This is a genomic window from Rhodococcus sp. PML026 (assembly GCF_000963615.1).
Classification (GTDB): domain Bacteria; phylum Actinomycetota; class Actinomycetes; order Mycobacteriales; family Mycobacteriaceae; genus Rhodococcoides; species Rhodococcoides fascians.
Window position 1 is genome coordinate 41,629 of sequence record NZ_KQ031376.1, and the last position, 12,579, is coordinate 54,207.

Annotated in this window: 13 protein-coding genes; 9 read left to right on the plus strand and 4 right to left on the minus strand. The window is 66.0% G+C overall.

Annotated features, from left to right (window positions below; all coding sequences use genetic code 11):
* Window positions 1-45 precede the first annotated feature (45 nt).
* A complete protein-coding gene (locus VF34_RS19875) occupies window positions 46-840 on the plus strand; it encodes a purine-nucleoside phosphorylase (protein ID WP_032372894.1) in 795 nt (264 codons plus the stop codon).
* Window positions 837-2,438: a phospho-sugar mutase gene (locus VF34_RS19880; protein ID WP_032372736.1), complete on the plus strand. Its 1,602-nt coding sequence runs from the start codon at window positions 837-839 to the stop codon at window positions 2,436-2,438. Before VF34_RS19875 ends, VF34_RS19880 begins: the two co-directional genes overlap by 4 nt.
* Window position 2,439: 1 nt before the next feature.
* Here VF34_RS19880 and VF34_RS24400 read toward each other — a convergent pair whose 3' ends face one another.
* Both VF34_RS24400 and upp read right to left on the minus strand, forming a co-directional pair.
* The gene (locus VF34_RS24400; protein ID WP_230593563.1) at window positions 2,440-3,330 is read right to left on the minus strand and encodes a DUF2797 domain-containing protein; all 891 of its coding nucleotides are present in this window, start codon (window positions 3,328-3,330) and stop codon (window positions 2,440-2,442) included.
* 32 nt (window positions 3,331-3,362) lie between these two features.
* Window positions 3,363-3,986 (minus strand): uracil phosphoribosyltransferase, encoded by a 624-nt coding sequence (gene upp / locus VF34_RS19890; RefSeq protein WP_027496434.1) that lies wholly within the window; start codon window positions 3,984-3,986, stop codon window positions 3,363-3,365.
* Window positions 3,987-4,162: 176 nt separating this feature from the next.
* Between upp and VF34_RS19895 the strand changes: the two genes are divergently transcribed.
* Genes VF34_RS19895 through VF34_RS19915 form a run of 5 tightly spaced genes read left to right on the plus strand, consistent with a single transcriptional unit; the run spans window position 4,163 to window position 7,614 of the window.
* Window positions 4,163-4,495, plus strand: coding sequence for a type VII secretion target (locus VF34_RS19895; protein ID WP_080733168.1), 333 nt, complete (start codon window positions 4,163-4,165; stop codon window positions 4,493-4,495).
* Window positions 4,496-4,501: 6 nt separating this feature from the next.
* Window positions 4,502-5,623, plus strand: a complete 1,122-nt coding sequence (locus VF34_RS19900) for a C40 family peptidase (RefSeq protein ID WP_045841977.1) — start codon at window positions 4,502-4,504, stop codon at window positions 5,621-5,623.
* A 42-nt stretch (window positions 5,624-5,665) separates the two neighbouring features.
* Entirely contained in the window at window positions 5,666-6,004 is a 339-nt protein-coding gene (locus VF34_RS19905; RefSeq protein ID WP_032372738.1) for a hypothetical protein, read from the plus strand.
* On the plus strand, window positions 6,001-6,315 hold the full coding sequence (locus VF34_RS25365) for a YbaB/EbfC family nucleoid-associated protein (RefSeq protein ID WP_045841978.1): 315 nt from the start codon (window positions 6,001-6,003) through the stop codon (window positions 6,313-6,315). Before VF34_RS19905 ends, VF34_RS25365 begins: the two co-directional genes overlap by 4 nt.
* A 15-nt stretch (window positions 6,316-6,330) precedes the next feature.
* Window positions 6,331-7,614, plus strand: a complete 1,284-nt coding sequence (locus VF34_RS19915) for a hypothetical protein (protein ID WP_045841979.1) — start codon at window positions 6,331-6,333, stop codon at window positions 7,612-7,614.
* 30 nt (window positions 7,615-7,644) lie between these two features.
* On the opposite strand, the gene VF34_RS19920 is transcribed toward VF34_RS19915, so the two are convergent.
* Window positions 7,645-8,769: an adenosine deaminase gene (locus tag VF34_RS19920; protein WP_045841980.1), complete on the minus strand. Its 1,125-nt coding sequence runs from the start codon at window positions 8,767-8,769 to the stop codon at window positions 7,645-7,647.
* A gap of 244 nt (window positions 8,770-9,013) precedes the next feature.
* Between VF34_RS19920 and VF34_RS19925 the strand changes: the two genes are divergently transcribed.
* Complete coding sequence (locus VF34_RS19925) at window positions 9,014-10,516, plus strand: APC family permease (RefSeq protein WP_045841981.1); 1,503 nt, start codon at window positions 9,014-9,016, stop codon at window positions 10,514-10,516.
* Window positions 10,517-10,535: 19 nt separating this feature from the next.
* Window positions 10,536-11,390, plus strand: coding sequence for a universal stress protein (locus VF34_RS19930; protein WP_032401230.1), 855 nt, complete (start codon window positions 10,536-10,538; stop codon window positions 11,388-11,390).
* 33 nt (window positions 11,391-11,423) lie between these two features.
* On the opposite strand, the gene VF34_RS19935 is transcribed toward VF34_RS19930, so the two are convergent.
* A complete protein-coding gene (locus tag VF34_RS19935) occupies window positions 11,424-12,482 on the minus strand; it encodes an IS110 family RNA-guided transposase (RefSeq protein ID WP_045841982.1) in 1,059 nt (352 codons plus the stop codon).
* Between the last annotated feature and the right edge of the window lie 97 nt (window positions 12,483-12,579).

Genomic DNA, 12,579 nt, shown 5'->3' on the forward strand with positions numbered 1-12,579 from the left:
CTGTTGTTCATCGTGGCAACTTCCGACGCACGAGCAACCGATCCCGTGACCGATCCCGATGCGGCGGCGCGCACCGCCGCCGATGCTCTCGCTGCAGCGACCGGCATCGACACCCATGCCGTCGCCATCGTCCTCGGCTCCGGCTGGCAGGCGGCCGCAGATGTCTTCGGCTCCCCCACCGCGACCGTGCGCATGGCCGATCTCCCCGGCTTCGCGCCGCCGTCCGCGTCGGGCCATTCCGGCACGATCACCTCGGTGGACGTGGGCGGAACCCACACTCTGTTACTTCAGGGCCGTACGCACGCATACGAGGGTCACGACCTCCGACGCGTCGTGCACCCGGTGCGCACCGCGATCGCGGCAGGCGCGACGACCGTCGTCCTCACCAACGCCGCCGGCGGCATCCGTGAAGGCATGAGCGTCGGCCAACCCGTTCTGATTTCCGATCACCTCAACCTGACCGCCCGTTCGCCGCTCGTCGGCGCCGAATTCGTCGATCTCGTCGGTGCCTACTCACCCGAACTCCGCGCTCTCGCGGCCGAGATCGATCCGTCTCTCGAGGACGGCGTCTACGCGGGACTGCCGGGCCCTCACTACGAGACGCCTGCCGAAATCAAGATGCTGCGCACGTTCGGTGCAGATCTGGTGGGCATGTCGACGGTGCACGAGACGATTGCCGCCCGTGCAAAGGGTGCTCGCGTGCTGGGAATTTCGTTGGTCACCAACCTCGCTGCCGGCATGACCGGAGAACACCTCGATCACTCCGAAGTGCTCGCTGCGGGCAAGGATTCGGCAGCTCGGATGGGCGCTCTGCTGCACGAGTTGGTCACCCGACTGTGATCGAGGATCTCACCGAGCGTGTGCAACGCTGGATCGCGGGAGATCCCGATCCGGCGAGCCGCGACGAACTCGACGGCCTCTCCGATTCCGAACTTGCGGACCGATTCAGCGGTCCGTTGACCTTCGGCACCGCCGGCCTCCGAGGGCCGGTGCGCGCCGGCCCGAACGGCATGAACGTCGCCGTGGTCGTGCGAGCAACCGCCGGTATCGCAGCGTGGCTGCTCGGGCAGGGCCTCGGCGGATCCACCGTCGTGGTGGGCCGTGACGCGCGCACCGGTTCGGAACAGTTCGCCTTCGCAGCGGCGGAAACGTTGGCCGCGCAGGGATTTTCGGTGGTCCTTCTCCCTCGACCACTCCCCACGCCCGTTGTCGCCTTCGCCGTACGGGCGCTCGATGCCGAGCTGGGGGTGCAGATCACCGCCTCGCACAACCCGGCCGCCGACAACGGGTACAAGGTGTATCTGCGGGGCGGGTCGCAGTTGGTTCCGCCGAGCGATGCCCAGATCGAGGCGCTCATCGACGCCAGTGCAGATGCAGTCGACGTGCCTCGCACAGCCGTCGAGCCCAGCGGCTCGGACATCGCGTCGCGCTACCTCGATTCGGTTGTGAGACTGCCCCGTTCGAGATCACGCGATGTTCGTATCGCCCTGACCGCACTGCACGGCGTCGGCGGAGAACTCGCCGTGGCGGCACTGCGCGGCGCTGGGTTCCGCGACATCCGGGTGGTCGAGGAGCAGTTCGAGCCCGATCCGTCCTTCCCGACGGTGACCTTCCCCAACCCGGAAGAGCCGGGTGCTGCGGACGCGGTTCTCGCGCTGGCGGCCGAGACCGGCGCCGACCTCGCCGTCGCACTCGACCCCGATGCCGATCGCTGCGCAGTCGGAGTCCGAGACGCTCACGGTTGGCGGATGCTGACCGGGGACGAAACCGGCGCTCTGCTGGCCGACTACCTGCTGCGTGACGCGCCGCCCGGCTCACTGGTGGCCAATACCATCGTGTCCTCGCAGCTGCTCTCGGCACTGGCACCGGCCCGCGGCGCGCGCTATGCCCGCACACTGACCGGTTTCAAATGGCTCGTGCGCGCCGGAGACGGCCTCGTGTACGCCTACGAAGAAGCGATCGGTCACTGCGTAGATCCGAATGTGGTGCGGGACAAGGACGGGATTTCTGCCGCCGTCGTACTGGCGGACCTCGCGGCAGCGCTGAAGCAGGACGGACGCACGCTACTCGACGTACTCGACGACCTCGCCGTCGAATTCGGAGTCCACAGCGGTGCGCAGGTGTCGCGCCGAGTGCAGGATCTCACCGACATCGGGGACATGATGCGCCGACTGCGCAGCACGCCGCCGACCGAGCTGGCCGGACGCACGGTGACTGTCATGGACTACGCCGACCGGGACGACGAGTTGCGCACCGACGCAGTCGAAATCGCGGGATCCGGACTCCGGGTCATCGTGCGACCGTCCGGGACCGAACCCAAGCTCAAGGCGTACCTCGAGGTCGTCGAGCCCGTCTCGGACCGGCAGGATCTGGCGAGGGCGAGAGCGACGGCGTACGAACTCCTGGCCCAGCTCTCCGCGTTCGCAAAAGAGCTGTAACTCAGAACAGTGCCGACTGCACCGCAGGCAGATCGGACGTGAAGGCCCCGAGTTCGATGCGCCGACCCTTCAATGCCGCCAGATCCGCGACGTAGGTCTGCTCGTCGACCGAGGCGATCACCGCCTGCCCGACGCATGTCCTGATCTGCAGTCCATGAGAGCCGGTTGCGACATCGGCGGGGTAGGCAACCCGAGTATCGTTTTCGCTCAATGTTTCCCGCCCCGCAGGCGGAGTCCACCGCTCCGCGATCGGCCGACATCCGCCGATCGCGGCGTCGGTCAACAGCTGACGGACCTGCTCCGCACGCGCGGCAGTGCCTGCCTCCAACCGGTCGAGATCGAGTGGCACGCACAGCGATGCTGCTTTCGTCGCCGACCGTACGGCCTGCCGTAGTCCGAGCCTTTCGGTCACCAGGTCCTCGGCGACACGCACGGCCTTGCCGTCGTCCGCGTGCGCGACGTACTGCGCACAGATAGCCCCCTGCTCGGCCAGCCGACCCCATTTGCGAGTCTGCGCGGCCGTCCCGATCTTGAAGGTGCCGTTGGCAAACGCCGCCAGGTAGAGCCAATGCGGTGCCATGACATGCTTTTCCAGATCACGCGAGACGAATCCGCTGCGGTGCACGGTATGAACGAAACGAAACACGTCCTTGTCCGCGCACCGTGCACACTGGCTCGATCCGACGGCCGGCTCCCGGCCCGGGCACGGAACGTACCGCGGCGGCCCGTCCGCAGTGAATGCCGTTCGGCCCGTGCAGTATCGGTCTGCCGCACCGCCGAGAGCGCGGTAGCTCAGTGTGTTACCCACCAGCTCCTGAAACTCGACCTGCTCGGCCTCGATGTCGAGCAGGCGCAACCGCGGGGTGTCAGGACCGGCGGAGGGCCAGGACACCCCGAGCGCGAGCAGGGTTGCACCGGAGCGAATCAGCGGGGCCCGAACTGACGGTCGCCCGCGTCGCCGAGGCCCGGGACGATGAAGGCATTGTCGTTGAGTCCGTCGTCGATGCTCGCGGCAACGAGTCGCACCGGGAGTCCCGATGCTTCGAGCGCTGCGACGCCTTCGGGGGCGGCCACGACGCAGATGGCAGTGACATCGGTTGCGCCGCGTCCGACGAGCAGCTCGATCGTGTGCACCATCGATCCGCCGGTCGCCAGCATGGGGTCGAGCACATAGACCGGAGTCTGGGACAGGTCGTCGGGCAGGGACTCCATGTAGGGCACCGGCTGATGCGTCTGCTCGTCCCTGGCCATCCCGACGAACCCGACGCGAGACTGTGGAATCAGACCGCTCGCCTTCTCCACCATGCCGAGACCGGCACGCAGTACGGGCACGAGCAGCGGCGGACGAGCCAACCGGGTGCCCTGGGTGACTGCGACGGGAGTACGTACCTCGAACGTGTCGATGTCGGCGTCCCTGGTGGCCTCGTACACCAGCATGTGGGTGAGCTGGCGGAGCGCAGTGCGGAACGTGGCGTTGTCGCTCCGCTCGTCCCGCATGGTGGTGAGCAGGGCGGCGGCCAGTGGGTGGTCGACCACGTGTGTATCCATGTCTCACAGGATAAGGCCCAGCACCATGAGGCCCACACGATGAGCCCCAGCGGAGGAGATCGCCGAGACGCACGGTGAACGGCAAGTCGTGGGAACCGATGTGCCCGCAGTCGCGTCGAACCAGTTGGGCGTCGCATTCGGCGACTGCGCGAACGCACGCGATTTCAGGGGGACTCATGGACGAACTCGTCGTCGAGACCGAGGGGGTGCTCGCCTACGGTGCGGCTGCGTCGACCATGGCCGAGCAGATCGCGGCGGCCGGTGCTGCCGCCGCTGCCTGCGGGCCCGCCGTGTTGGCGCCGGTGTTCGGCCTGATCGGGCAGGAATTTCTGGCCACGGTGACCGGAACCCATCTGGCGCATACCGATGCGGTCGTTCGCCTGGCGGGAGCGGTGGCGAGCCTCGGTTCTGCGGCCGCCGATGCTGCGGTGTCGTACGCCCGCACCGACGACGCAACCGGGGCGGCCGTCACGGCCCACTCTGCCGGTCGCGCACCGGACGCTCGGTAAGCGGCGATGATCGATCTACTCTCTCGCCCCATCGTCGAGCTACTCGGTGCCTTCGGCGGCGGTACCGTTCCCTCCGGAGGCCCCGCGGACGTGTTGCGACTGTCGTCGGCTGCGATCGAGGCCGCCCAGGGAATCGGCCGCATCGCGATCACCGAACTTGCTTCGAACTGGAACGGCGACGCCGCGGACGCAGCACTTCGGTACGCCGAGAACGCTCATGCGAGTGCTCTGGCCCTTGCCGATCACGCGGACGATATCGCCGCCGTCGTCGATCGGGCATGTCGGGATACCGAGCAGGGTTTCGTCGAACTACAGGCAATAGTGCAGTCGTTCGTGGGCATCGCCCTTTCCGCAGGACCGATCATCGCCACCCCGATGGGGCAGACGATGCTGATCTCGGCCGCGATCGAGCACCTCGAGCGTGCCCTGGCGGTGGTTGCGCGTGTGCGCGCTGAACTGGCCGTGCACGCTGCGACAGCCGGCGAGCTGGCCTCCCCGCCCGCGGTCCCCGCACCCATCGACTCCGGCCCGGCAGCGGTGCCGGGCTCGCCCTCGAACCTGATGACCTCACCTGCAACGGCTCAGGTGATCGAGACCGGGGAGAAGCTGGCGAAGACGTTCGCGCTGCCGCTCTCACAAACCGGCGGCACGCCGGACTCCCCCGGAGCCGGTGGAGCACAGCACTTCTTGGGCAATTCGGCGATGGATTCACCCCGCGCCGGGGACGCCGGCCGAGGAGTAGAGGTGCGATTGCCCGACGGGAGCACCGTCACTGCCCCCAACGCCGAAGCCGCAGGTGCCGTTCGCAGCGCGCTGACGCAGCAGGGCGTCCCCTACGCCTGGGGCGGTACGACGCCGGGCACCGGACTGGACTGCAGTGGGTTGACCCAATGGGCGTACGCACAGCAGGGCGTCGACATCCCCCGGCTGGCGCAGGAACAGGACATCGGCTCGTCGGTCGCGGCCGGTGACGTACAGCCCGGCGATCTCGCGGTGTGGGACGGCCACGTAGCGATGGTCATCGGCAACGGCCAGCTCGTCGAGGCGGGAGACCCGGTGCAGGTAGGACCGATCAGAACGACCAACAGCGACATGGCATTCAAGGGCTTCTACCGCCCGACCCAGTAACGGTCGGACCGAACGAGAGGCAGACCGAATGAGAGGAAGTCAATGACGGACGCGAACACCACCGTCGTCAGCGCGGTATCGGCAACTCGATCCGGCTCGGTATCCGTTCGCGCCACCGAGCATGGAGTGCCGATCGCAATCGCTATCGATGAACGTGAACTACGTTACGGGGGAACAGCATTGGCGTCGACGATCCTGGATCGATGCACGCGGGCGACCACAGCCGCTCGGGCACAGCGCCGAATCCGGTTGGCCGAGGACGGGGTTCCCTCCGATATCCTCGATCGCCTGGGTCTGCCGACCCACGCCCGGACGGCCGCCGACGCGAACGACGATCTGGCCCAGGAACCGGCACCCACGAGTTGGTTGCGACCGGTATGACCCACTCTCACCCCACCGATCTCGACACCGTGATCGACAACGCCCGACACCGGCTCGACGGATTACGTGAGACACAGGAGCGCGTCGACCACATCAGGATTCGAGTGGCCTCGCCCAACGGGCTCGTGACCGTCGTCGCGGACGGAACCGGGGCCATGGTCGGCCTCGATCTCGCGGAGGATCTCGGATCGGTGACTGCCCGCGAACTCGCGTCGACCATCGTTCTCACAGCCGCCGAGGCGGCGTCCGCAGCGTTGGACCAGCGCGAGACCATCCTGCAAAGTCTGCAGGCTTCGTTCACAGACTCCTGAGATAGGCTTCGCGCCATGGCTGGAGACATCATCCCGATCGAACTCGGTCTGACCGCCGGTGACTTCTCGACACTGTGGGCACCGGAGTGGCGAGAAGGCGACGACGAATGGGAGGCATTCCTCGGACACGAGGAAGATCTCTACGGATTCGCCACGGTTGCCGAGCTCGCCGCATTCGTCCGATCCGACGACGACAACGACCTCGTCGACCACCCGTCGTGGCCGGTGGTGTCCGCTCTCGCGGCCTACGAACTCGAGCCCGACGAGCTGCATCGGTTCGACCTCGTCGCAGTGCCCGAGCTGGTGGCTGCAGACCCCGAAGCCGACGTTCTCGCCGAACTGCAGGCCACCTTCGACATCGTCTCGTCCATCGGTGATGTCTGCGAACTACGGCCCGTCACAAGCTTTTTCGGAACCAATCCGTTCGTCGGAGCGGTGGCCGGTGGCGTCGAGAACTTTCTCGGCCGTGAAGGTGCCGAGCTGTGGGACCGCATCGGCGCAGCAGTGGCGAAGCATTGGGACGAAGTCCTCGACGCAGTCGATTCCATCGTGACCTCCCCCGACGTCGACAGCGCCGCCGTCGCCGTCGCCGACGCGGAGATCACCGCGGCTGCAGAGAACGCCGTCGATGCAGACGACGCAACGGACGACATCGACGACGACACCGAGGACGAAGAGTCCGACGACGACGACGCAGAGAGCGACGAGGACGACGTCGACCGAGATCCCATCGCCGCTGCCGCGGCGGAGGAGACGTTCTGGACCACCGTCGGTATCGATCCCATTCGCATCATCACGTCCGACGACACGCTGTACACCCTGCGGTGCTACCTCGGCGACAAGCCCGTCTTCCTCGGCCGCGGTGGCGCCATCAGCGTGTTCGGGTCCGAGCGCTCGCTGGCTCGCTATCTCGCCGACGATCACGATCACGACCTGGCGCAGGTCAGCACCTACTCCGATGTTCAGACCGCCGCGATCGACGGCTCACTGGACATCACGATCACCGACGACAACGTCTACGTCTTGCCCGGACTTGCCGACGACCTTGCCGACGGGCCCACCGCGGTGGACGTCGACCAGCTCGATCTTGCCGTCGAATTGTTCACCGATGCAGCCGATTTCGCCGGCGACAGCTCGGTGGACGAGGCCCTCGCCACGTCAACACCGCTGGGCTGGTACGTCTCGTACACCCTCGAGCCCAGTCCCGATCGGCTGGCCCCGAGCGCACCGTTCGACGTCGAGGCCGAGGCTTGGCGAGTCCTCGAGCGAGAGTTCGAGAGCCGTCTCCGCAAGAAGTAGGGCGTTCTCGCCCGGCCGCGCGCTCGCTCGTCAGCCGATCAGCACCGCGTAGCCGGGCTTGATGACGTCGTCGATCAACGCCAATCGCTCGTCGAACGGCAGGAATGCGGACTTCATCGCATTGATGGTGAATCGCTCGAGGTCACTCCACCCGTAGCCGAACGTATCCACCAGTTTGACCATCTCTCGGCTCATCGAGGTGTCGCTCATCAATCGGTTGTCGGTGTTCACGGTGACGCGAAACCGCAGTCGTGCGAGCAGATCGAAGGGGTGCGTCGCCAACGATTCGACGGCACCGGTCTGCACGTTGGAACTGGGGCACAACTCCAACGGCATCCTGGTGTCGCGGACGTACGCGGCCAAGAGACCGAGTGACGGCGTGCCGTCGGAGTTCGTGGTGATGTCGTCGGTGATCCGCACTCCGTGTCCGAGCCGGTCGGTCCCGCAGAACGCCACCGCTTCCTGGATGGACGGCAGACCGAAGGCCTCGCCTGCGTGAATGGTGAAGTGCGCGTTGCTGGCTCGCATGTATTCGAAGGCGTCGAGATGGCGGCTGGGAGGGAAGCCCGCCTCGGCCCCGGCGATGTCGAAGCCCACCACCCCGCGGTCACGGAAACGCACCGTCAGTTCCGCGATCTCTCGTGAACGTGCGGCGTGCCGCATGGCCGTCAGCAGGGTGCCTATGGTGATGTTCTTGCCCCGCACCTTGGCTGCGGAGATGCCCGCCTCGAAACCGGCGAGGGTGTGGGTGACGACCTCGTCGAGGGTCAGCCCGCGTTCGAGGTGCTGTTCCGGCGCGAAGCGCACCTCGGCGTACACGACGCCGTCGTCGGCCAGATCCTCGGCGCATTCGCGCGCCACCCTGAACAACCCCTCGGGGGTTTGCATGACGGCCACGGTGTGCGCGAAGGTCTCGAGGTAGCGCTCGAGCGATCCACTGTCCGCTGCGTCGCGGAACCACTCCCCCAGAGCGGCACCGTCGGTCGCGGGTAACCCGTCGTATCCGCATTCGTCGGCCAGTTCGAGCACGGTCTGCGGTCGGAGTCCGCCGTCGAGGTGATCGTGGAGCAACGCCTTCGGAGCCGACCTGATGGACGCGAGATCGAGTGGCGCACTGCCACCGATCGAGGACTGAGTGTTCTCCGCGGTGCTCATGTGTCGACGGTAGCGCGCGTCGTGCGCGGACGCGCGCCTGTCATCGCCACTCGGCGAGTCCGCGGATTCCCCCGACGTCCGCCGCTTCCGCGACCTATTTCGTTGCATTGTTACTCCGATGAAAACTATTCCGTCGATACACAGCGAATCGGCGACGGAAATCGTAGTGTTCATCCATCACACGCGACCGATTCTGTCGGGTCCCCTTCCGACGCCTCGGTCGACTCGAACCTCGGAGAGACCTATGTCGATTGCGGAACCGCCCAACACCATTCCGGGCAAGGGACTCAACACCGGCGCGCTCGGGTTGGTCGGCAACATCGTCATCGGACTGTCGGCGGTGGCCCCGGCCTACAGTCTCGCCGCCACCCTCGGCTACGTCGTTCTGGCCGTCGGCGACAAAGCACCGTCGATGTTTCTCATCGCCTTCGTTCCGATGCTGCTCACCGCCTTCGCCTACCGCGAGCTCGGGCGCGACACACCGGACTGCGGGACGTCGTTCACCTGGGGCACCAAGGCCTTCGGGCCCTGGGTCGGTTGGATGGCCGGGTGGGGGCTGGCCGTCTCGGCGATCATCGTGCTGGCCAACGTCGCCGAGATCGCAGCCATCTACCTGTTCGAGTTCCTCGGCCTGTCGGACTTGGCGGAGTCCACCGCGGCCAAGGTCGCCCTCGGTTCGTTCTTCATCGTCGCGATGACCTACGTCAGTTTTCGCGGCATCCTCATCAGCGAACGCATGCAGAACGTGTTGCTGGTCGTCCAGTTCGGCGTACTCATCGGAGTGTCGGTGACGGCACTGGTCAAGGTGGGGACGGGTACGGCCGGTCCGCAGGCCATCACGCCGCAATGGAGCTGGTTGGTGCCCACCGGGGTGACGATGTCCGACGCGGCCCAGGCCATCATCCTGTGCATCTTCATCTACTGGGGATGGGATGCCTGCCTTGCCGTCGGCGAGGAAACGAAGGACTCGGAGAAGACGCCGGGACGAGCCGCAGTGATCACCACGCTGATTCTCGTCGCGACCTACGTGCTCGTCGGATACGCCGTGCAGTCGTTCGCCGGGTTCGGAGACACGGGTATCGGTCTGAACAACCCGGACAACGTCGACGATGTGCTCACCATTCTCGGCGATCCGGTCGCCGGCTCGATCGTCGCGTCGCTGCTGTTGTTGACGGTGTCCATCTCGGCGCTGTCCTCTACACAGACGACCATCCTGCCCACGGCCCGCGGAACACTGTCGATGGCCGTCTACGAGGCAATTCCCAAGCGGTTCGCCAGCGTGCACCCCAAGTACATGACGCCCGGCTTCGGCACGCTCGTGATGGGTGCCGCAGCCCTGATGTTCTACCTTGTGCTCACCTTCGTCAGCGCCAACGCGCTGCAGGATTCGGTGGCATCGCTCGGGCTCGCGGTCGCGTTCTACTACGGCATCACCGCCTACGCGTGCACGTGGTACTTCCGTCGGACACTGTTCTCGTCCGCCCGAAACCTGTTCATGCGCGGCATCTTTCCACTTCTCGGCGGGCTGTCCATGACGTGGGCGTTCGTGCAGAGCGCAGTCGACATGATCAAGCCCGACTACGGTTACACCGTCTACGGTGCGATCGGCGGAGTATTCGTCCTCGGTGTCGGCATGCTTGTACTCGGAATCCCCCTGATGCTGCTGTGCTTCGTGGGTAATAAGGATTTCTTCCAGGGCAAAACACTCACCGCGTCCACCGAAGTCAAGGTTCCGGACACTTACTAGAAGAGAAGGACCGAAACTCATGAAGATCACCGTCGGCTACCTCGCCACCCCGAGCGGCGACGACGGCGTAGCCCTGGCCACCGCCCTCGCCCGCGCCCTCGACGCGTCCATCGACATCGTGCTGGTCATGGCCGTCGACGAACCTGTCATGGAAGGCAGTGGACCGTATCGAAAGATCCTCGAGGCCAAGGCGAGGGGCTGGGTGGACGACGCGGCCGCCCAGGTCCCGTCGGGTATCGAGGTGACCACGCACGTGATCGGCCACGAGTCGTTCGCCCGCGCCCTGATCGACTTCGCCGTGAACTCCGATGCCGACATGATCGTTGTCGGCGGTGCCAGTGACGGCCTGCTGAACCGACATTCGATCGGCTCGGTCGCCGGTCAGCTTCTGCACGCCTCGGAAGTTCCGTTGGCACTTGCCCCTCGGGGTTACCGGCTCTGCAGCGCACCGATCACCGATCTCACCGTCGCCGTCCCAACCCGGTCATCCGCCCCGAACCCGTTGCCGTTCGCTTTCACTCTCGCCAGCGCTGCGCACGTGCCTCTTCGATTGGTCTCGCTGGTCTCTCTGGAATCGACCGGAACCCCGAGCGACGAGACTTCACTGGACACGCGTCGACGGCAAGTCGCTGCCGCACAGGAGAATCTGGAACTCGCGGCCCGCACGCTCCCCGGCATCGAAGGCCTGGAATCCGTGGTGGCCGACGGGTCGACACTGGACGAGGCCGTGGGCAACCTCGAGTGGAAACCGGGTGATGTGTTGTTGCTCGGCTCGAGTCGGCTGGCGATCCCCAAGCGGGTGTTCCTGGGCTCGAGTGCCGCCAAGATTCTGCGTGCTGCCCCGGTGCCGGTGGTCGTCGTTCCGCACGAGTGAGCGGCTTCGCCGCATGTGATGCTCCTATGAGTGTCAAGTGGCAGTTTTCTGGGTGAGATGTTGGAACATTTCGCGGGCGACGGCTCGCTTGAGGCAGCGGATGATGTCGCGTTTGCTCTTGCCTTCAGCGAGTCGTCGGTCGCGGTATTGCTGGGTGCGGGTGTCGTATTTGAGGCGGGCCATGACGATGACGTGTAACGCTCGGTTGGCCTGCCGGTTGCCGCCGCGGTTGAGTCGGTGGCGGGTGGTTTTGCCCGACGATGCGGGTATGGGTGCGACGCCGCAGAGGCTGGCGAATGCTGCTTCGGAGCTGACGCGGTGGGGGTTGTCACCGACGGTGATCAGCAACTGTGCTGCTGTTTCGTAGCCCACCCCGAACCGGCCGACGAGGTCTTCGGCGGCATCGTCGATGAGCACTGCGAGGTTTTTGTCGAGTGCTTTGATGTCGGTGTCGAGGAGCTGGATCCGTCGCGCCACCGACCGCAGTGCAGTCTTGATCGCCGCGGTCAGTGCACCTGGAGTGACGGCGGTCGGGCGCAGTGCTGCGCATGCGTCGATCAATGCGACTGTTGTCAGACCCCGGAGCTGTTCTCGAATCGGTTCGGGTGCGTTGACGACGGCAGATTTGAGACCTGTGATCGCTTCGGCGCGAGCTTTCACCGCGGAGCGACGAGCGTTGTGCAGGAACCGAATTGCCTCGACGTCCCCGTCGTGGGTCTTCGGGATCGTGCGAGCCAGCCCGGCGGCAGCGATGCGAGCAGCACTGTAAGCATCGAGCGGATCGGATTTGCCGTGAAAGCGCCGCGAGCGGCGGTCGGTGCGGTCGACATCGACGACCTCGAGGCCCGCTGCGAGAAGGACCGTGGTCAGCGCGGAGCCGTAGCTTCCGGTGCCTTCGATTCCGACTCGGACGACGATGCCGGTCCCGATCAACCATGCCAGCAGTGCGCGGTAGCCGGCGCCGGTTGCCGGGAACTCTCGGTCGCAGATTTTGCGGCCGAGGTGGTCGATGATCGCCGCGTGGTGGGTGTCTTTGTGAGTATCGATGCCTGCAATGACGGCGAGGCTGACATCGGGTGGGTTTTCGGTCATGCTGGACACTGGTTATCCCTTCGACAGGTGACCACGCACCGGCCGGGACGGCGGACAACACAGTGACGGGACTCTTTGGTCAGGCTCCTATCAAGTC